Genomic DNA, 19,166 nt, shown 5'->3' with positions numbered 1-19,166 from the left:
CCGGACCCCGTCGAGAACGACGTTGTGCTGATCAACAGGGCCCGTGCGGCTGCAGAACGTCGTTCTCGACGGCACACCCGGGTCAGGGCGCGAGGACCGACAGCCGCCAGTCGAGCACCGGGCGCTCACGGTCCGCCGCGACCTCGGCCCGGAGGTCGGCCACGTGCCAGCCCGCGGTGGGGCTCACGCCCTCCACGGTGATCCGCGTACTCAACGTGTCCCCCTCGTGCACGGGGGCCAGATGGTCACAGGACTCCCAGGCGAGCACCGTGGCGAGATCGGGGAACACTCGCAGCATCTGCGAGGCGGCGAGCGCGATGGTGTGACCGCCGTAGACGAGGCGCTGACCGCCGCCGGCACACCGGTCGTGATGCACGGCGGCGATGTTGAGGGTGAGCCGTGCCAGCTCGGGGGCGCTGGACACGACGTCTCCACCGACGACGTCGATCACGTCTCCCGGGGTGGGCCCGGCGCCCGGCGAGGCCGGGTAGGCCGCCCGGTCCCACGCCGGCACGAGTCCGGCCCGGTCGACCGGGGGCTGGTCGCGGCCGATCGCGTCGAGGTCGTCGGCATGGCCGGTCGCCCCGACGCCCGGCCTCACCGGCAGCATCGCGCAGCGGTAGAAGTCGAGGACGGGCCGGTCCTCCTGGTCGACGGTCCGCATGTGGAGTGCCGCGAGGCCGGTCGGCGCGCGCCCCTCGCGTCGGGTGTTCTCCCGCAGGCCGACGACCGTCGTGGTCGTGCGCAGCGTGTCGCCGATCAGCGGCTGCCGGAGCAGCGCGAGCCGCCGGTAGAAGAGGTTGGCCCGCACCCGCTGGGTCGCGAGCGTCGACTGCCCGATCGCCACGTTCCACACCAGTGTCGGGCTGGCGACCGGCGAGCCGATCACGTCGCGGGCCAGGTGGTCGTCCAGGGCCAGCCGCCAGCGGTCGCCGACGACCGCCTGATGCTGGGCGGCGCGGCCCTCGGTGAGCGTGCAGCCCGGAGCGGCGGCGAAGACCTGCCCGACCGCCAGGTCGTCGAAGTACGGGCCCCCTGCTTCGCGACTCGCCCCCGTCATCGGACGGCCGCCTTCGCCAGCACCCGCCGAGCGTCCCTCGCCATGGCCTCGTCCACCAGCGCACCGCCGACGGAGGAGATCTCGGGGATGCGCGCGACGACCTCCCGGTCGATCACCACCTCGTCGGCGGAGGACGCCGGTGCCTTGGACAGCGTGTGGTCGTCCCCCGCGGGGAGGCACGGAACCGACCTCCGGGTGACCTGCCTGACATTCCTTGAACCTACAGAGTCCCGCCCTTGCTGAGAGTGCGACCCGGGCGACATCGCTCAACCGCAAGCCGGCGTACCCCTTCGCGGTGAGCCGGGCGGCGGAGTGGTGGAAGCCCACCCGCGTCCATCGACCGGGTTGTCGGCAACGCCCGGTCCTACGTCCGGCACGCACTCGCGGCCTGACCTCCCGACCGGGCCCGGACCGGACGCGGCCGGCGCCCCGTGAGGTGTGCGCCGCACTCAGCGCGACGCCCGTAGCGCGAGCTCCGCCTCGTTCCAGGAGGCCAGCGCGTGCCACGCAGGTACGTGGGCGAGCCCGTTGGCGTAGTCGGGCGACGTGGCGTCCCGCGTGACCATGACCTCCAGCACGGCGGGGGTGTTGTCGAGCGCCCGGTCGAGGGCGGTGTCGAGGTCGGCGGGATTCTCCACTCGTTCGCCGTGGGCGCCGAGAGCGCGCGCCAGCTCGGCGTAGCGGCACCCTGGCAGGTCGACGCCGACCAGGTTGTGGGCGTAGCGGTCGATCTGGTCGCGGCGCTCGATGTTCCATGCCTCGTTGTTCGCGACGACGAACAGCGCGTTCGCTCGGTGCCGCACCGCCGTGTCGATCTCCATCGCCGAGAACCCGAAGCTCCCGTCGCCGACGGTGGCGATCACCGGCGAGTGCGGACGCAGCAACGAGGCGGCGATGGCGAACGGCACGCCCACCCCGAGGCAGCCGAGCGCTCCGCAGTCGAGGTAGTCGACGGTGCGCAGCCCGACCCGTGCGAAGGAGAGGATGTCCCCTCCGTCCGCGATGACGACGGATCCGTCCGTGAGCCGCTCGTTCAGCGCGCCGATCAGGCGGTAGGGGTGCATGCGCGCGTCGCTGCCGAGCTGCTCGTCGGCGAGCCGCTCGGCCAGCCGCATGGTCCGCCGGAGATTCGCCGCTCTCACCTCGGCTGCCCACTCGGTGTCCGGGTCGACGGGTGCGGCCGAGGTCAGCGCGCGCATGACCTCCGTGACCGATCCGACGACCTCGACGTCGCCGCGCCGGTTCTCCGCGGTCTCCTCGACGCACGTTCCGACGCGGAGGAAGCTGACCGCTTCGGAGAAGACGGCCGCTGATCCGTACGCGAGCTGGAAGTCGAGGCGTCGTCCCAGGGTGATGACGAGATCGGCCTCCGCCATGAGTCGTGCGCGCATGGCCGGCACGTACGCCGCATGGTCGTCGCGGATCACGCCGCGGCATTCTCCCGTGTCGAGGAAGAAGGCGCCGCAGCCGTCGAGGAACGAGCGCAGCTCGGCGCCGGCCGACCGGACCGGCCGCCCGCCGATGACGACGACGCGCCTCGAGGCCCGGATGAGTTCGGTCGCCGCGGCGACCGCTTCCGGTACCGGTGCGGTCGAGGGGCCAAGCCGGGCCCTCATGGCCGCGGGCGGCGCGTCGGCCGGGTCCACAGGTTCGTCGAGGAGGTCGGTGGGGAGGTCGAGGTAGGCCGGGCCCGTTCCTCCGCCGCCCGTGCCGAGGGCCGCGGCGATCACGCGGTCCATCCGGGGCAGGACGTGATGCCTCTCCGCGACCTGCTCGACGCACCGGCAGACCGGTCGCACGATCTCCCCCTGCGGCAGGTCCTGCATCGCGCCCATGCCTGCCTGTGGCCGGGGCGGGCGGCCTGTCACGACCAGCACCGAGCTGCGGGAGACATAGGCGTTCGCGATCGCGGTCACGGCGTTGGTCAGCCCCGGTCCGGCCGTGACGAGCGCGACGCCGAGCCCGCCCGTCAGCTCGGACTCGGCCTGCGCCATGTGGACGGCCGCGCCCTCGTGGCGGACGTCGACGATCCGGATGCCCGCACGCGCCACCTCGTCCCACAGCGGTTGGACATGGCCGCCGCAGAGCCCGTACAGCCGGGTCACGCCCTGCGTGACCAGCCGCTCGGCGACGAGGCGGGCGACGGAGCGAGGCGGCACGTGGACCTCCTGGTTCACGGACGGGTGCGGACCACGCCGGCGGTCCCGCGCCGCACGGTCCAGCCGGCACGTTCGCGGTCCCACTGGCCGCCCGAGTCCGCGCGGGCCCGCAGCTCCCGCTTGAGGACCTTGCCGTTCGCAGTTCTGGGCAGCTCCGGGACGAGCTCGAGGTATCGGGGTACGGCGAAATAGGGAAGGCGCTCGGCGCAGTGCCGCAGGATCGCGACGGGATCGAACGCGGCGGGCTCGGCGACGACGAGGAAGGCCTTGATGTCGTCCTCGCCCTCGCTCGCGGGCGTGGCGACGACGGCGACGTCGAGCACGTCGGGGAGCTCCGTCAGGGCGACCTCGACGTCGTAGGCGGAGATGTTCTCGCCCCTGCGCCGGATCCGATCCTTGAGGCGGTCGACGAAGTAGTAGTAGCCGTCGCTGTCGCGTCGACCGGCATCCCCGGTGTGGAACCAGAGGTTGCGCCAGGCGTCCACCGTGCGCTCGGGCATCGCGTGGTATCCGGAGAACGTCGTGAACGGTCGGCAGGGCCGCACGACGATCTCCCCGATCTCGCCGTCCGGTAGCGGTTCGTCCGTCTCGGGGTCGACGATTGCGACCTCGAACCAGTCGTCGAGTGGTCTGCCGCAGCTCCCCGGCCGCAGGGGTTCGTCCAGTCGGCGATACAGCGGCAGGCACACCTCGGTCATGCCGTAGGCCTCGACGCACGTGACGGCGAACCGCCGCTCGAACTCCTCGGCGATCGCGGCCGGCAGCGGAATCGTGATCATCCGCCGGAGGCTGTGGCGTGTGTCGAGCCCGCTGGGCGGTTGGTTGAAGAGGAATTGCGCCATCACCCCGAGCAGGCTCGAGACGGTGGCACCGCACTCGTGCACCTCACGAACCCAGTTGCCCGCGCTGAACCGCTCCGCGAGGACGACCGTCCCGGCGGCGAGAACGGACGCGTAGACCTGCATGAACTGGGCGTTCGCGTGGAACAGCGGGAGGCAGACGTAGTAGACGTCGTCGCTGGTGAGTCTCAGCTGCTCGGCGACGTGCCGCGCGAAGGTGTACATGTGGCCGTGCGGAACGACGACACCTTTCGCCGGTCCCGTGGTTCCGGACGTGTAGATGATCGCCGCCGGGTCGCGGTACGTCGCGGTCGGCGCGGCGACCCGGTCCCGGTCTCCGTCCCGGGGGACCGACCGTAGGTCGTGACACGGCCACGGCAGGTCCGTGGGAGGCCCGTTGACGACCACGGTGCGCAGGTCGGGAACGTCGCTGCGGATCTCGCTCAGCACGTCCGCGTACCTGGAGTCGATCACGGCGACCGCTGCGCCGCACTGGGCGAGCACGTGCGCCAGGCTCCGCCCGCGGTGGGCGGTGTTCGACGGCACCTCGACGGCACCGGCGACGTTGACGGCGAACCACGTCAGCAGCATCTCGATCGAGTTGTCCATCATCAGCACGATCCGGTCGCCGGGACGGACCCCCAGTGCGAGCAGGCCGGCCGCCAGGGACTCCACGCGAGCGAGCATGTCCGCGTAGGTCAGCGTCTCGCCCCGCGTGGTGCGGACGGCGATCTGGTCGGGTCTGTGTCGTGCCGCGGCGCGCAGAGCCGCCGCGAGGGTCCAGCCCGCCTTGTCGGCGGCCGGAGCGAGCGCCACCGACGCGAGGGTGGTCATGGCGCGGCCGCCGTGTGTTCAGGAACCCGCTCGCGGATGAACCGGACGATCTCCGCGGTGTCGGTTCCTGGCGGGAAACAGCCGTCGATCCCCATCTCGCGCAGGGCGGTGATGTCCTCCGGCAGCAGGCTCCCGCCTGCGATCAGGAGGACGTCCGGCGCCTGTGCCCTGGCAAGGCCCGCCTGGAGCTCACGCATCATCGACACGTGCTGCGCGGAGAGGTTGGACACCCCGATGACGTCGACGTCCTCCTGGAGCGCGATGCGCACGACGTTCGGGATGCTGGTCCGCAAGCCGGTGTAGATCACTTCCATCCCGGCGTCCCGCATCGCCCGGGCGACGATCTTCACGCCCACGTCGTGACCATCGATGCCGGGCTTGGCCAGCAGCACACGGATCATGCGCGGTCTCCGATCTGCTCAGAAGATGGGCGGGGCGACGTACTCACCGACCTCGGCGATCACGCGCCCGACGATCTCGCCCTGGGTGGCGTGCGCCCGGCTCGCCGCGATCACGGGATCCATGACGTTGGCGCCGTCGGCAACCGCGGCCTGGAGGGCGTCGAGCGTCCGGTCGACCTCGGAGCCGTTGCGCTCCGCCCGCACCTTCTCCAGGCGACGGATCTGCTCGTCCTCGAACCGCTCGTGGACGCGGAAGGTCTCGATCGGACGCTCACCTTGCGTGCCCCGGAAATCGTTGACCCCGACGATCGTCCGTTCGTTGTTCATGATCTGTAGCTGGTAGGTGTGCGCGGTGTCGGAGACGACCTGCTCCAACCAGCCCGACTCGACACCGCGCACGGCACCGCCGCGCTCCTCGACGCGGGCGATCCACTCCCACGTGCGGCGCTCGATCTCGTCGGTGAGGCTCTCGACGTAGTAGGAGCCGGCGAGCGGGTCGACCACGCTGGTGATGCCACTCTCGTAGGCGACCACCTGCTGCGTGCGCAGCGACATCCGCTGGGCGAACTCGGACGGGATCGAGTAGGCCTCGTCGAAGCACGACACCGCCATCGACTGCACCCCGCCGAGTGCACCGGCCATGGCCTGCAGCGCCCCCCGGATCAGGTTCACCTCGGGCTGCTGGTAGGTCATCGTGCTGCCGCCGGTCTGGACGTGCATGCGCAGTCTGCAGTTCTGCTCGGCAGCACCGAAGCGATCACGCAGCAGGTGCGCCCAGACGCGGCGGGCGGCGCGCAGCTTCGCGATCTCCTCCAGGAAGTCGTTGTGCACGTTGAAGATGAAGGAGAAGCGCCCGACGAACGCGTCGATCGGCAACCCCCGGCCGAGCAGTTCCTCGATGTAGGCGATCGCGTGCGCGAACGTGAACGCGAGCTCCTGGTCGGCGGTCGTCCCGGCCTCGCGGATGTTGTAGCCGTTGAGGCTGATCCCGTTCCATCGCGGCATGTGCCGGGCGCAGTACTCGATCAGGTCGCAGGCGAGGCGCACCGAGGGCGCGGGCGGGAAGATGTAGGTCTTCTGGGCGTAGAAGTCCTTCAGCGGATCGTTCTGGACCGTGCCGGCCAACCCGTCGAGCGCGAAACCGCGCATCTGGGCCGCAGCGATGTACTGCCCGACGAGGACGAAGGCCGGGTGGTTGATCGTCATCGAGACGCTGATCCGGTGGAGATCGATCCCGTCGAACAGGTCGCACATGTCGGTCAGCGTGTCGATCGCCACCCCGGTCCGCCCGACCTCGCCCCTGGACCGAGGGTCGTCGGAATCGAGCCCGATGAGCGTCGGGACGTCGTAGTCGTTGGAGATGCCCGTCTGGCCGTTCGCGATGACGTACTTGTTGCGCTTGTTCGTCTCCGGCGCCGTGGCCAGCCCGACGACCTGGCGGCGGGTCCAGTGCCGGGTCCGGTACATCGTCGGATGCGGGCCACGGGTGAACGGGAACGCGCCCGGTTCGCCCAGCCGCTCCTCGGCGTCCCACCCCGAGAGGCAGTCGTGGTCGTACCGCTCGCGGACCGGGATGCCCGACACCGTCCTGAAGTCGGTCATGTCGGACATTCCGCATCAGCTCCCTCGTCGACCCTGCTGCCCGACTAGACGTATCCAGGACTCTGGATCCACGAGGTTAGCGATGGTCGCCAGGAGGGTCAACGGTGACGCGTTCGGCGGCCCGCTACCGCGAGAGGACGTGAGCCCTACCGGACGGCCTCCTCCGTTCGCCGACCCTCGCCCCTCGCGCCGGCGCGACGGCGCGACGAGGGAGGACGGCGTAGCGGTCCGGTCGGGCGACCGTCAGCTGTTCGCCACGAGTCCGTCGCGACGCGGCATGACCTTGGCAAGATCATCGGCCGCCATCGCCAGATGTCGGCACAGGGCGCGCTCGGCCACGTCCGGGTCGCCCGCGAGCACCGCCGCAGCGATCTCCTCGTGCTCGTTCCAGGCACGCGCAGCGATCTCCGGGATGCCCAGCATGCCGAACATCGCGCGTTCGATGACCGCCCAGAGCGGGACGATCGCTCGGCGGAAGTGGGGGTTCTCGGTCGCGTCGAGAAGGGCCGTGTGGAACTCGCGGTCCACCACGAGCAGCTGCGAGGCGTCGTAGTCCGCCACCCGGGACCGGTGGTCGGCGAGAACCCGTTCGACCCGGGCCAGCCCCGTGGCGGAACGACGTTCGGCGACATGCCGAACAGCCTGGGACTCCAGCGCCATCCTGACCTCGTAGACGTCGCGCATGTCGCGCTCGCTCAACGTCCGGACCGCGACTCCCCCGCTCCCGATCGGCTCGAGGAGCCCTTCGGCGAGCAGATCGGTGATCGCGGCTCGTACGGGCATGCGGCTGACGCCCAGCTGCTTGGCGACCTGGACCTGGTTGAGGCGCGTGCCCTCCGGGATCTCCATCCGCACGATGGCGAGCCGGAGCCGCTCGCGAACGGTGCGCACGAGTGCGGTCGGGTCCCGCGGCGGGAGCTCGGAGAGAGCGGAGTCCGGCTTCGGCGCGGAACCGCCGGCGTCACCGTTCTGCGCGCCACTCGCGCCGAGCTGCCCCCAGTCCATGGGTTCCACCACCTGTTCGATCCGGACGAACTCCGAGAACCGGATCAAAGACTACGGGACTACTCCATGGATCCGTAATCCAGAGCGTCTGGGCTCGGTCCCTGCGGCGGCCGACCTCTCTCGCACCGCGGATTCGTTGACGCTCCTCACGTGTGACGCTACTCTCAGCGGCCTGGATCCAGAGTCCAGGATTCGTCCGATGCCCACCGCGACCGGCCCGGTCCCAGGCTCGGCCGGTCGGCACTGCGCTCGAGAGCGACTCACCAGGGCAACGAGCAGAGGTGTGATGACATGACTCAGGCACTGCGGATCGACCGCACGGCGCGCACCGTCGAGGGCGCGAAGATGTTCATCGGAGGCGAGTGGGTCGATGCATCTGACGGGCGGGTCCTCGAGACGCTCGATCCGGCGACAGGCAGGACCATCGGCTCCGTCCCCCGAGGCGGCAAGGACGATGTCGACAGGGCCGTGGCCGCGGCGAAGGCGGCGGCGCGCGCGTGGCAGTTCGCGGACGTGCTCACCCGGGTCCAGCTGCTGAAGGATCTGGCCGGGCTGGTGGTCGAGGCCGCCGACGAGCTCGCCTACCTCGAGGCGCTCGACAGCGGACACTACCTCGGCAAGGCGAAGCAGCTGGTCGGAGCCGTCCCGTTGTGGCTGGACTACCACGCGGGGCTCGCGACGCACGTCGGCGGCCGGACCATTCCGGTGCCAGGCAACAAGATCAGCATGACCGTGCTGGAACCGCTCGGGGTCACTGCGCACATCGTGCCGTGGAACTACCCGCTGCTGGTGCTCGTCCGGTCGGTGGCGCCGGCGCTCGCGCTGGGCAACACCGTCGTGGCCAAGCCCGCCGAGCAGACGCCGCTCACCGCGCTGAAGTTCGCCGAGCTGGTGGAGCGGGCCGGCTTCCCGCCGGGCGTGTTCAACGTGGTGACCGGATTCGGCCCCGAGGCCGGGGCGCCGCTCGCGTCACACCCCGACGTCGAGGGCATCACGTTCACGGGGTCGGTCGAGACCGGCAAGCACGTCGCGAAACTCGCCGCGGACCACATCGGCAAGGTCAATCTGGAACTCGGTGGCAAGAGCCCGATCGTCGTGTTCCCCGACGCCCGCATCGACGATGCCGTCGAGGGCACCATGCAGGGCTTCGTCTCCCACGCCGGCCAGGTGTGTGTCGCCGGGACACGCCTGTTCCTGCACCAGGACGTCCACGACGAGTTCCTCGGCCGGCTCGCCGACAGGCTCGGAAAGGTCCGCATCGGCGACACGTTCGACGACGCGACGCAGTTGGGCCCCCTGGTCTCCGCCGAGCAGCTGGAGCGCGTCCTGCGCTACATCGAGATCGGCAAGCAGGAGGCGACGCTGGCTTTCGGAGGCGGCCGGCCGGCGGGCACCGAGAGCGGCTTCTTCGTCGAGCCGACCGTGTTCACCGGCGTCCACAACAGGATGCGCATCGCGCAGGAGGAGATCTTCGGACCGGTCCTCTCGGTGATCCCCTGGAACGACGACGACGATCTCGTCGAGCAGGCGAACGACTCGATCTTCGGGCTGTTCGCCGTCCTGTGGACCCAGGACGTCAATCGCGCCCTCGGCACGGCCCGCAAGCTGCAGGCGGGCGGCGTGATGATCAACGACTGGTTCGGTGAGCTGCCCATGACGCCCCACGGCGGGCACAAGCAGAGCGGCGTGAACCGGGAGGAGGGTCTCGAAACCGTCCACAGCTATACGCAGGTCAAGCACATCTGCGTCAACCTCGACGACTCGCTCGTCGGCGGTCCGGGCCAGCCCGCGGACTGGGCCGACGCTCCGCTGTGACCTCAGCCGTCGATCGGATGCACCACATGATCCCCACAAGATGGAAGGACGTCCGCTCATGACCACCGCGACCCGTACCCTCTTCATCGGGAACCGCAGCTTCAACCCCGAGCACTGGGAGCCCTTCAACTGGGACGACCCGCTGCACGGCAACCAGACCTACGGCGAGGTCGCCGTCATCCGGCCCGAGGGAACGTCGGGCAGCCTGATGTCCGGACTCTGGCGCACCGGGCGCGACATCGCGGGCTGTGAACCGGATGGTTCCGTCGACCTCAAGTACTCCGCGCCGCTCGGCGACGAGACGATGGTGATCCTCGAGGGGTCGGTGCTGATCACCGAGAGGGCGTCGGGCAGGCAGCACCAGATCGAGGCCGGCACCATCCTCAGCCACCCGAAGGGCGTCGACCTGCGCTGGCAGATCCGCAGCCCGTTCCTCAAGAAGATGTGGGTGCTCTGGGACAGCCCGCAAACCGCCACCAAGGAAGATCACCTGTACGTGGCGAACATCAGCGACAACCCGCCGAACTGGACGCCGTTCGAGTGGGTGGAGCCGGACGCCGGCCCGCAGGTGTGCGGGGAGACCTACATCATCCGCGGGACCGGATCCACTGGTTCGTACCGCTGTGGGCTCTGGCGCACCGGAGTGGGTGTGCCGGGATGCGCGCCCGACGGCTCCGCGACGGTCCGCTACACGGCACCGCTCGGCGACGAGATGATCCTGCTGCTCGAGGGCCAGGCCCACCTGGTCAACGAGGAGACGGGCGAGGAGCACGACCTCAAGGCCGGGGACATCGTCGGCCTCCCGTCGGGCCTGCCGGTGACCTGGACGTCGAAGGCTCCGTACGTCAAGAAGTTCTTCGTGATCACCAACGAGGCCCTGCCCGCATCCTGATCGAACAGCGCGCCGACGGCGTCGGCGCAACGACCGACGCCGTCGGCACGGCTGTGCTCGGATCCTGCTCACGGAAGGACTCGCATGCCCGAACCGTCGCATGCCGACCAACCCCTCAGGGTGATGCTCGCCAAGATCGGACTGGATGGGCACGACCGCGGCGTGAAGGTGGTGGCGCGGACGCTGCGCGACGCCGGGATGGAGGTCATCTACACCGGCCTGCACCGCAGCCCCGAACAGGTCGTCGAGGCCGCGGTGCAGGAGGACGTCGACGTGCTGGGCGTCAGCCTCCTCTCCGGAGCCCACATGCCGATCTTCACGAAGATCTTCGCGCTGGTCGACGCGTTACCCGAGCGGCCGCGGTTCGCGATCGTGGCCGGTGGCGTCATGCCGGACGAGGACGCGGACGAGCTGGTCCGGATGGGTGTGGCGAGCGTGCTGGGTCAGGACACCACGCCCGAGACCATCGTGGCGACGATCCGCCACCTGGCCACCGGCCAGCCGGCCCGTTGGTGAGGCGGCGGTGACCGGGCGCGTGATGGAGGAATGGACGTGGCTCCCGCACTACGACGAGTCCCACCGGCCACCCGACGAGCAGGAGCAGTGGTTCCCGACGCGGGAGACGATGCCGGCCGAGCAACGTGACGAGCTGATCCTGGCCCGCATCCGCGAGGTGATGGACTACGCCTGGGAGCGATCGGCGTTCTACCGCAGGAAGTGGGACGAGGCCGGCGTCCACCCGAGCTCGATCAGGACCCTGGAGGACTTCGAGAGGGTCCCCGTGGTGCGCAAGGACGAGCTGCGCGCCGACCAGGCGGCGCACGAGCCGTTCGGCAGCTATCTGTGCGTCGACGTGCACGACGTCAAGCACGTCAACGGGACGTCCGGCACGACCGGGCGGCCGACGGCCTTCGGGATCTGCGAACGGGACTGGCGCAGCATCGCCAACGCCCACGCCCGGGTGCTGTGGGCGATGGGGGTCCGGCCGAGCGACGTCGTGCTGATCGGGTCACCGCTGAGCCTCTACATGGGCTCGTGGGGGATCTACGTCGGGGCCGAGCGGCTGGGTGCGCGGGTGTTCCCGCTGGGTGCGGGCACGACGGGGCAGACCGCGCGGACGGTGCGCTGGATGCAGCAGATGGCCGTGACGGTGTTCTACGGCACGCCGTCGTACGCGCTGCGGGTCATCGAGGTGGCGGAAGCCGAGGGGATCGATCCCGCTCGGCTCGGCATCCGCAAGCTCGTGTTCTCCGGCGAGCCGGGAGCGAGCGTGCCGTCCATCCGTTCACGCATCGTCGAAGGCTTCGGCGGAGCCGAGGTGTACGACTCGGGCAGCATGGCCGAGGTCACGCCGTGGATGAACCTGGCCGCGGCGAGCGACGGTCCGGGCATGCTCTGCTGGCAGGACCTCGTCTACACGGAGGTCTGCGATCCGCTCGCCCTCACCAGGGTCCCCTACGGTGCGCAGGGCACGCCGGTCTACACCACCCTGGAACGCATCAGCCAGCCGATGATCCGGCTGCTGTCCAACGACCTCACCCGTTGGGAGGCGCCGTCGGCGGAGCGCGGTCGCACGTACCCGTTCCTGCCGCAGGGTGTCTACGGGCGCATCGACGACATGTTCGTCGTCCGTGGGGAGAACGTGTACCCGAGCGCGATCGACGACGTGCTCATGGCCGAGGCCGGGTACGGCGGGGAGCACCGCATCGTCATCAGCCGCGACGGGGCGATGGACGCGCTGGCGGTCCAGGTCGAACACCTCGCGACGATCACCGGCCGTGCGCTCGACGAGATGCTCGCGAGGATGTCGGACCGGTTGCGCACGGTGCTCGGCGTCGGCGCGACGGTCGTGCCGGTCCCCCAGTTCACCTTCGACCGGACGGAGTTCAAGTCCCGGCGGGTCGTCGACGACCGGACCCTCCTGAACCAGGTCATGGCCACCGACCTCGCTGCGGCGGAGGGCAGCCGGTGACCGCGGTCGCCTCGCTGGCCGAGAAGGTGCTCGCCGGCGACACCGGCGCGATCGGCCGCGTGCTGACCCGGATCGAGCGCCGGGCCCCGGGCGTGGACGAGCTCGTCTCCGAGCTGCAGTGCAGCGCGGGGCGTGCGCACGTCATCGGCGTCACGGGTCCGCCGGGCAGCGGGAAGAGCACGCTCGTCGGCGGCCTGACCGCGCGGATGCGCGAGCAGGGCCGCACCGTCGGCATCATCGCCGTGGATCCGTCGAGCGCGATCACCGGCGGTGCGATCCTCGGTGACCGGATCCGCATGTCGGGCGTGGCGGGCGACCCGGGCGTCTTCATCCGCTCGATCGCCACCCGGGGAGCGCTCGGCGGGCTCTCCCGGGCGACCCTCGACTCGATCATCACGCTCGACGCGGCCGGGAAGGACGTCGTCATCGTCGAGACGGTCGGGGTCGGACAGGCCGAGGTCGACGTCATGAGCGCCGCGCAGACGGTCGTCGTCGTCAGCATGCCCGGCACCGGCGACGACGTGCAGGCGATCAAAGCGGGCCTGCTGGAGATCGCCGACGTCCACGTCGTCAACAAGTTCGACCATCCCGGGGCCCGCAAGACCTTCGCCGAGCTCCGCACCATGCTCAGGTCGGCCCCACAGCGCCCCGGCGCGTGGCCGGTACCGGTCGAGAAGGCGGTCGGTACGACCGGCGAAGGCGTCACCGAACTGGTCGAACGCTTCGCCGAGCACCGAGAGTGGCTCGTCGCCGATGGCGGGATCGAACGATGGCAGCGGCGCAGTATCTCGACCCGGATCCGCTGGATCGCCGAGGAACTCGTCCTCGAGCGGCTCCGCCCGGGACATCCGGAGTTCGACCGCGCGGTCGAGGACGTCCTCGCCCACCGCGGCGACTCGGGGTCCCTCGCCCGGCGGCTCCTCACCCAACTGGGAAACCTGGACGGAAGGAACCCCCGTGACTGACGATCTCCGTGAGCCGCAGGCGCGCCCGCCCCTGGTCACCGACGAGCTCGCCGACGCTGTCGCGACACGGCTCACGGACTGGGAGGACGCCGAACTCGCCGGCTTCATCAGGCGGACCCCGGAAGGCATGGACTCCTACCGGAGCGGTAGCGGGCTACCGCTGCAGCGCGTCTACACACCCGTCGACCTGCCGCATGACTACGACGAGATCGGCTTCCCCGGTCGTTATCCCTTCACCCGCGGGCCGTACCCGACGATGTACCGGGGCCGGACCTGGACGATGCGTCAGATCGCCGGTTTCGGCCAGGCCGAAGAGACCAACGCACGGTTCCGCTACCTGATCGCACAGGGACAGACCGGCCTGTCGGTGGACTTCGACATGCCGACGCTCATGGGACTCGACAGCGACGACCCGATGAGCCTGGGCGAGGTCGGTCGCGAAGGCGTCGCGATCGACGTCCTGCCCGACATGGAGGCGCTGTTCCACAGCATCGACCTGGAGAACATCAGCGTCTCGATGACCATCAACCCGTCCGCATGGATCCTGCTCGCCATGTACGTCTGCGTGGCCGAGGACCGCGGCTACGACCTGGACAGGCTCTCGGGAACGGTGCAGAACGACATCCTCAAGGAGTACATCGCCCAGAAGGAGTGGATCTTCCCGGTCCGCCCGAGCATGCGCATCGTCCGCGACACGATCGTCTACTGCTCGCAGCGGATGGCCCGGTACAACCCGGTCAACATCAGCGGCTATCACATCAGCGAGGCCGGGGCGAACGCGTTGCAGGAGATCGCGTTCACGATGGCCGTCACCAAGGCCTACGTCGAGGACGTCACCGCGGCGGGCGTCGACGTGGACAGCTTCGCCCCCCGGCTGTCGTTCTTCTTCGTGTCCCAGGCCGACCTGTTCGAGGAGGTCGCGAAGTTCCGGGCGGTCCGCCGGTACTACGCCAAGATGATGCGCGAGCAGTTCGGGGCGAGGGACCCGCAGTCGATGCGCCTGCGCTTCCACGCCCAGACGGCCGCGGCCACGCTCACGAAGCCGCAGCCGCTGAACAACATCGTCCGCACCGCCCTGCAGGCTCTCTCGGCCGTGCTCGGCGGGGCGCAGTCGCTGCACACCAACGGGCTCGACGAGGCCTACACGATCCCCAGCGAACTGGCGATGAAGATCGCACTGCGTACCCAGCAGATCATCGCCGACGAGACCGGAGTCACCTCCGTCATCGACCCGCTCGGCGGCTCCTACTACGTCGAGAGCCTCACCGACCAGCTCGAGCGCGGCATCGGCGACTACCTGGCCAAGATCGATCAGCTCGGCGGCGTCGTCGCGGCGATCGAGCAGGGCTTCTTCCAGAAGGAGATCTCCGACACCGCCTACGCCTACGCCCTGCGCAAGGCGAACGGCGACCGCCCGGTCATCGGCGTGAACAAGCACGTCGACGACGGCGAGGACCAGAAGATCGAGACGCACACACTCGACCCCGAGTCCGAGGCCCGGCAGATCGCGCGGCTGACCAAGGTCCGGGAGAGCCGCGACCCGGAGCGCGCCGACCGCGCGCTGGCGAACCTTCTCGACGTGGCGCGGGACCCCGACGCGAACCTGATGCCCGCGACGATCGAGGCCGTCCGCGCGCACCTGTCCATGGGCGAGATCACCGGCGCGCTGCGCCAGGTCTTCGGCTCCTACGTCGAGAGGCCGGTGTTCTGATGACGCCCGGGATCGCGCAGACGACCGACGACCTGGTCTCCGCGGCCGAGGAGGTCGCTGCGGCGATCGGTGGAGCGCTGAGCACGGGCGACGTCCCCGCACCGCTCGCCGAGACCCTCCGACATCTGCGGGAGGACCTGCTCGAGACGCTCGGTGAGACCGCACCGCCCCTGGCGGAGCGCGACGAGCGACCCGCCGCGCGGATCGTCGCGATGGGTCGAGCGCTGGGCACCGCGCCACCCGGCACGGAGGACGACCTCGGCGGGACGAGCGCAGCCGGATCCTGGCTGCGACTCGCGCGAGCGTTCGCCCGGCGCGGCGGTCGCTCAGCGCCCCATTCCACCGCGGCCCGTACCTACCTGACGGAAGTCGGGACCCTGCTGGTGCTGGCCGCCGCCGAGGTCGACGAGCACATCGACAGAGAGCAGACGTGTCTCGCACTCCAGGCGAACTGCGCCCCCTGACGTGCCGCGTCCAGAACCCTGCTGAGGGAAGGGGTCCGCGCGGGAGCGGTCAGCCCGCGGCCAGCACCCGCTCCACGACCGCCGCGACGGCCAGCAACGCCGCGTCCTGCCCCGGGAGCCCCTCCAGCGAGATCCCGACGGGCAGGCCGGCGGAGGTGACCCCGCCCGGCAGCGAGATCGACGGCATCCCGGCGGTCGACCCCGGCGCGGTGTTGCGGATCGAGGTGAGGAAGACGGGGACGGTCGCGCCGTTCAGCTCCGTCATGTCGTCGTCGCCCAGCGGCGGGGCCGGCAGCGGGACGGTGGGGTAGATGATCGCGTCCAGGCCGTCGAGGGCGGCGGCGTAGGCGGCTCGGAGCCGGTCCCGGACCTCCAGGGCGGCCACCAGCTCCGCCGGGCCGAACGTGCCGGACGCGGCGGCCTCCATGACGCCACGCACGTCCGGGGAGGCGACCTGGTCGAGCACGTCGGCGAAGGTCAGCTTCTGCTCGGGACCGGGCAGGGTCGCGAGGTAGCCGGGCAGGTCCTCGACGATCTCGGCGAAGACGATCGGGAAGCCGCACTCCGCGTCGAGCTCGAACACGCCGACGGCGTCGCGCTCCACCAGCTCGACGCCGGCGTCGGCGAGCCGGTCGAGGGCCCGCGCGGCGCCTGCGGCGACGTCGGGGTGCAGGTCGTCGTAGAAACCGGCACGGGGAACACCGATCCGCAGCCGCTCCGGGACGGGCGCGGTACCGGCGCCGGTGACGACCGCGTCGATCTCGGCGACGTCCGCGACGGAGGTGGCGAACGCGCCGGCGGTGTCGCGGGTGTGGGAGATCGGCACGCAGCGCCCGTTCCCCCAGCGGCCGACGGTCGGCCGGAAGCCGACGACGCCGCAGTGTGCGGCCGGGACCCGCACCGACCCGCCGGTGTCCGAGCCGAGCGCCACCGGCACGACCCCGGTCGCGACCGCGACGGCCGAGCCGCCCGACGACCCGCCGGCCGATCTCGCGGGGTCGTGCGGGTTGCGCACCGGTCCGAACGCCGCGTTGTTGCTCGTGATGCCGAGGGCGAGCTCGTGCAGGTTCGTCTTGCCGACGACGGCGGCCCCGGCCGCGCGCAACCGCTCGACGGCGAGGTGGTCGCGTCCCGGCCGCGAGTCGCGCAGCGCGGGAGTGCCGCCGGTCGTCACGAAGTCGCGGGTGTCGAGGTTGTCCTTCACCGCGACCGGGACGCCCGCGAGCGCCCCCGGTCCGCACGGGGCGTCGACCGCGACGGCGAGGAACGCCCCGAGCTCGGCGATCCCGTGGATCGCCTCGATGCTCTGCCCGACCACCTCCGCCGACGAGGAGCCCGCGACCCGCTCGCGGACACGGTCGAGGCCCTCGGTGCTCATGGTGTCGCCTCTCGGTCGGGGGACGGGGGGTGGCGGCCATCCTCCGCCGCGGTGCACCTCCCGTACAGGCCCCGGGCCACCAGGCCCGGGCACCTCGGCCCCTCGTACCCACGATCATTGGTCCCCACCGTCCCGGTCGGGACGCCTCTGCATACGACCCGCCTCCGCGACGACGATCAGTAATGTCCGGAGGAGGCAGATGACATGACCAGCACCTCACACCCCGTCTCTCGCACTGTCGGCACGCCGATCGACGGCGCAGCGTCACCCGCAGGCGCGAAGGCACTCGCCGTCCTGCGCCTCGCGATCGGCTTCACGTTCCTGTGGGCCTTTCTCGACAAGACCTTCGCGTTCGGCTACGCGACCACCGCCGAGCGGGCCTGGCTCAACGGCGGATCTCCCACCAGGGGCTTCCTGAACTCGGTGGAGATCGGGCCGTTCGAGGCCTGGTTCCACTCGATCGCGGGCGCCTGGTGGGCCGACACCCTGTTCATGCTGGGGCTGCTCGGCGTGGGGGTCGCCGTGATGCTGGGCGTCGGCCTGCGCGTCTCGGCTGTCGCCGGCACGCTCATGATGGCGCTGATGTGGCTCGCCGAGTTCCCGCTCGCCACCCTCACCAACGCCGGTGAGCCCAGCGGCTCGACCAACCCGCTCGTCGACTACCACGTGATCTACGCCCTGGTGCTGATCGCCGTCGCCGCGACCGCGGCCGGCAACACCTGGGGTCTCGGGAAGGCGTGGCAGCGGCTGCCGTTCGTCGACCGGCACCGCTGGCTCGTCTGACGCACACCGATCCCGCCCCCGCCGCGCTCCCGCGGCGGGGGCGGGCGCCGTTGCGTCCGAGGGGCCAGGATCGGCGCATGGAGATCAGTGACCGTGCCCGCAGAGCGGCGGAGACGGCCGCGGCGGCGGGCCGCACGCTCGGCCTGGACGTCGTCGCGCCTCGGGTGCTCTACGACGCCTTCTCCGTCGTCGTGCACCTCGCGCCCACACCGGTGGTGGTGCGGGCGCCGACCGTGCTCCCGCCGACGATCCGCGCCGATCCGCTGGGCCAGGCGGCCCAGCAGCGCGCCGAGGTGGCCGTGTCCCGGTGGCTGGCGGGGCGCGGGCACCCGGTCGTGGCCCCGAGCCCGCTCGTCGCCGAGCAGCCGGTGCGCCGCGACGACCTGTCGATGACGTTCTGGACGTACGTGGAGCAGGTGGAAGGCTCCACGATGCAGGACGCGTCGCGTGGGGCCCTGACGGCCCGGCTGCACGCCGCGCTGCGGGGCTATGACGGGGAGCTCGCCTGGATGCCGCCGCTGGACGGGTACGTGCCGGCCGGCATCGAGGAGATCACCCCGGCGCTGGCCGGGCCCGAGGTCGTCGAGCGGGCCCGCCGGGAGTGGGCCCTCCTGGAGCCGCTCGCGACCTCGCCCGAGGCGTTCGCGCGCGCCTTCCCGGGCGCGCGGGTCCAGCCGATCCATGGCGACTCCCCGCTGTACAACGTCATCCCGGTGGCGGAGGGCGACCTGTCCTCGGACTTCGAGCACGTCGGTCTCGGTCCCGTCGAGTGGGATCTCACCTTCGCGAGCCCCGAACAGCTCGCCGCCTACGACGCGACCGCCGCCGGGGTCGGCCTGCCGCCGCACGATCCGCGACTGCTCGCGGTGATGGCGAGCGCGCGAATGCTGCAGCTCGTGGCGTGCCTGCCGCTGGCCCCGGAGATCCCCGGCATGCTCGACGCCCTGCGCCCTGCCGTCGAGCACTGGCTGACCGAGCCCGTCGCCGGTGGCCTGGAGGGGAGTCCGTGACGAGCGGGGCCGTCAGGGCGGGGGCGCCACGGCGGCCGGTCGCGCCGCCTGCGTGAGCGCCACCCCGGCGAGGATGAGCACACCTCCCGCGGCCTGCACCGCCGTCGGAACCTGCCCGAGCAGCAGCCAGGACGCCACGGCGGCGGCGGCCACCTCCAGCAGCGCGACGAGGGACCCCCGGGTGGCACCGATCCGGGCCACGGCCATCACGCCGGTGAGGTACGCGAGCACGGTGGCGACCAGGACGAGCAGCGCGGCCGTCACGACCCACCCGAC

At 71.0% G+C, this 19,166-nt stretch carries 17 protein-coding genes; 9 read left to right on the top strand and 8 right to left on the bottom strand.

All coding sequences use genetic code 11. The features are described 5' to 3' along the window. Positions 1-82 precede the first annotated feature (82 nt). The 6 genes from AB7J25_RS12990 to AB7J25_RS12965 all read right to left on the bottom strand — a co-directional run bounded on the left by AB7J25_RS12990 (position 83) and on the right by AB7J25_RS12965 (position 7,900). Positions 83-1,060 carry a MaoC family dehydratase gene (locus AB7J25_RS12990; RefSeq protein ID WP_428508566.1) on the bottom strand — a complete coding sequence of 326 codons (978 nt, stop codon included), beginning with the start codon at positions 1,058-1,060 and terminating at the stop codon, positions 83-85. Between the two features lie 449 nt (positions 1,061-1,509). Continuing rightward, complete coding sequence (locus tag AB7J25_RS12985; protein WP_428508565.1) at positions 1,510-3,219, bottom strand: thiamine pyrophosphate-binding protein; 1,710 nt, start codon at positions 3,217-3,219, stop codon at positions 1,510-1,512. A gap of 14 nt (positions 3,220-3,233) precedes the next feature. Next, positions 3,234-4,892, bottom strand: a complete 1,659-nt coding sequence (locus AB7J25_RS12980) for an AMP-binding protein (RefSeq protein WP_428508563.1) — start codon at positions 4,890-4,892, stop codon at positions 3,234-3,236. Beyond that, positions 4,889-5,293, bottom strand: a complete 405-nt coding sequence (locus AB7J25_RS12975) for a cobalamin B12-binding domain-containing protein (protein ID WP_428508561.1) — start codon at positions 5,291-5,293, stop codon at positions 4,889-4,891. The genes AB7J25_RS12980 and AB7J25_RS12975 overlap by 4 nt, the downstream gene beginning before the upstream one ends. An 18-nt stretch (positions 5,294-5,311) precedes the next feature. Then, complete coding sequence (locus AB7J25_RS12970) at positions 5,312-6,895, bottom strand: acyl-CoA mutase large subunit family protein (protein ID WP_428508559.1); 1,584 nt, start codon at positions 6,893-6,895, stop codon at positions 5,312-5,314. Positions 6,896-7,138: 243 nt separating this feature from the next. Beyond that, positions 7,139-7,900 carry a GntR family transcriptional regulator gene (locus tag AB7J25_RS12965; RefSeq protein WP_428508557.1) on the bottom strand — a complete coding sequence of 254 codons (762 nt, stop codon included), beginning with the start codon at positions 7,898-7,900 and terminating at the stop codon, positions 7,139-7,141. Between the two features lie 291 nt (positions 7,901-8,191). Between AB7J25_RS12965 and AB7J25_RS12960 the strand changes: the two genes are divergently transcribed. The 7 genes from AB7J25_RS12960 (at position 8,192) to AB7J25_RS12930 (ending at position 15,719) form a co-directional block, all read left to right on the top strand. Continuing rightward, positions 8,192-9,715, top strand: a complete 1,524-nt coding sequence (locus AB7J25_RS12960; protein ID WP_428508555.1) for an aldehyde dehydrogenase family protein — start codon at positions 8,192-8,194, stop codon at positions 9,713-9,715. Positions 9,716-9,773: 58 nt separating this feature from the next. Further along, positions 9,774-10,607, top strand: coding sequence for a cupin domain-containing protein (locus tag AB7J25_RS12955; RefSeq protein WP_428508553.1), 834 nt, complete (start codon positions 9,774-9,776; stop codon positions 10,605-10,607). A 123-nt stretch (positions 10,608-10,730) separates the two neighbouring features. After that, positions 10,731-11,123 (top strand): cobalamin B12-binding domain-containing protein, encoded by a 393-nt coding sequence (locus AB7J25_RS12950; RefSeq protein WP_428508551.1) that lies wholly within the window; start codon positions 10,731-10,733, stop codon positions 11,121-11,123. A gap of 7 nt (positions 11,124-11,130) precedes the next feature. Continuing rightward, positions 11,131-12,579 (top strand): phenylacetate--CoA ligase family protein, encoded by a 1,449-nt coding sequence (locus tag AB7J25_RS12945; RefSeq protein ID WP_428508549.1) that lies wholly within the window; start codon positions 11,131-11,133, stop codon positions 12,577-12,579. Continuing rightward, complete coding sequence (meaB, locus tag AB7J25_RS12940; RefSeq protein ID WP_428508547.1) at positions 12,576-13,544, top strand: methylmalonyl Co-A mutase-associated GTPase MeaB; 969 nt, start codon at positions 12,576-12,578, stop codon at positions 13,542-13,544. The genes AB7J25_RS12945 and meaB overlap by 4 nt, the downstream gene beginning before the upstream one ends. Continuing rightward, a complete protein-coding gene (locus AB7J25_RS12935; protein WP_428508545.1) occupies positions 13,537-15,255 on the top strand; it encodes a methylmalonyl-CoA mutase family protein in 1,719 nt (572 codons plus the stop codon). Before meaB ends, AB7J25_RS12935 begins: the two co-directional genes overlap by 8 nt. Continuing rightward, complete coding sequence (locus tag AB7J25_RS12930) at positions 15,255-15,719, top strand: hypothetical protein (protein WP_428508543.1); 465 nt, start codon at positions 15,255-15,257, stop codon at positions 15,717-15,719. Before AB7J25_RS12935 ends, AB7J25_RS12930 begins: the two co-directional genes overlap by 1 nt. Positions 15,720-15,768: 49 nt before the next feature. Here AB7J25_RS12930 and AB7J25_RS12925 read toward each other — a convergent pair whose 3' ends face one another. Next, positions 15,769-17,097: an amidase family protein gene (locus tag AB7J25_RS12925; protein WP_428508541.1), complete on the bottom strand. Its 1,329-nt coding sequence runs from the start codon at positions 17,095-17,097 to the stop codon at positions 15,769-15,771. A 204-nt stretch (positions 17,098-17,301) separates the two neighbouring features. Here AB7J25_RS12925 and AB7J25_RS12920 point away from each other — a divergent pair, with 204 nt between their 5' ends. Both AB7J25_RS12920 and AB7J25_RS12915 read left to right on the top strand, forming a co-directional pair. Then, positions 17,302-17,880 carry a hypothetical protein gene (locus AB7J25_RS12920; protein ID WP_428508539.1) on the top strand — a complete coding sequence of 193 codons (579 nt, stop codon included), beginning with the start codon at positions 17,302-17,304 and terminating at the stop codon, positions 17,878-17,880. Between the two features lie 77 nt (positions 17,881-17,957). After that, positions 17,958-18,890 carry a phosphotransferase gene (locus AB7J25_RS12915; protein ID WP_428508537.1) on the top strand — a complete coding sequence of 311 codons (933 nt, stop codon included), beginning with the start codon at positions 17,958-17,960 and terminating at the stop codon, positions 18,888-18,890. A 12-nt stretch (positions 18,891-18,902) separates the two neighbouring features. Here AB7J25_RS12915 and AB7J25_RS12910 read toward each other — a convergent pair. Further along, positions 18,903-19,166, bottom strand: a 264-nt coding sequence (locus tag AB7J25_RS12910; RefSeq protein ID WP_428508535.1) for an EamA family transporter, incomplete at its 5' end; no start/stop codon positions are given.

The organism is Pseudonocardia sp. (assembly GCF_050246655.1).
Taxonomy (GTDB): domain Bacteria; phylum Actinomycetota; class Actinomycetes; order Mycobacteriales; family Pseudonocardiaceae; genus Pseudonocardia.
The sequence above is the reverse complement of the archived record's forward strand: the minus strand, read 5'-3'. Positions and strand labels throughout refer to the sequence as shown.

Coding starts and splice junctions, on each gene's coding strand:
- AB7J25_RS12990 (WP_428508566.1), bottom strand. CDS start 1,060: ATGACGGGGGCGAGTCGCGAAGCAGGGGGCCCGTACTTCGACGACCTG.
- AB7J25_RS12980 (WP_428508563.1), bottom strand. CDS start 4,892: ATGACCACCCTCGCGTCGGTGGCGCTCGCTCCGGCCGCCGACAAGGCG.
- AB7J25_RS12975 (WP_428508561.1), bottom strand. CDS start 5,293: ATGATCCGTGTGCTGCTGGCCAAGCCCGGCATCGATGGTCACGACGTG.
- AB7J25_RS12970 (WP_428508559.1), bottom strand. CDS start 6,895: ATGACCGACTTCAGGACGGTGTCGGGCATCCCGGTCCGCGAGCGGTAC.
- AB7J25_RS12965 (WP_428508557.1), bottom strand. CDS start 7,900: ATGGACTGGGGGCAGCTCGGCGCGAGTGGCGCGCAGAACGGTGACGCC.
- AB7J25_RS12960 (WP_428508555.1), top strand. CDS start 8,192: ATGACTCAGGCACTGCGGATCGACCGCACGGCGCGCACCGTCGAGGGC.
- AB7J25_RS12955 (WP_428508553.1), top strand. CDS start 9,774: ATGACCACCGCGACCCGTACCCTCTTCATCGGGAACCGCAGCTTCAAC.
- AB7J25_RS12950 (WP_428508551.1), top strand. CDS start 10,731: ATGCTCGCCAAGATCGGACTGGATGGGCACGACCGCGGCGTGAAGGTG.
- AB7J25_RS12930 (WP_428508543.1), top strand. CDS start 15,255: ATGACGCCCGGGATCGCGCAGACGACCGACGACCTGGTCTCCGCGGCC.
- AB7J25_RS12925 (WP_428508541.1), bottom strand. CDS start 17,097: ATGAGCACCGAGGGCCTCGACCGTGTCCGCGAGCGGGTCGCGGGCTCC.
- AB7J25_RS12920 (WP_428508539.1), top strand. CDS start 17,302: ATGACCAGCACCTCACACCCCGTCTCTCGCACTGTCGGCACGCCGATC.
- AB7J25_RS12915 (WP_428508537.1), top strand. CDS start 17,958: ATGGAGATCAGTGACCGTGCCCGCAGAGCGGCGGAGACGGCCGCGGCG.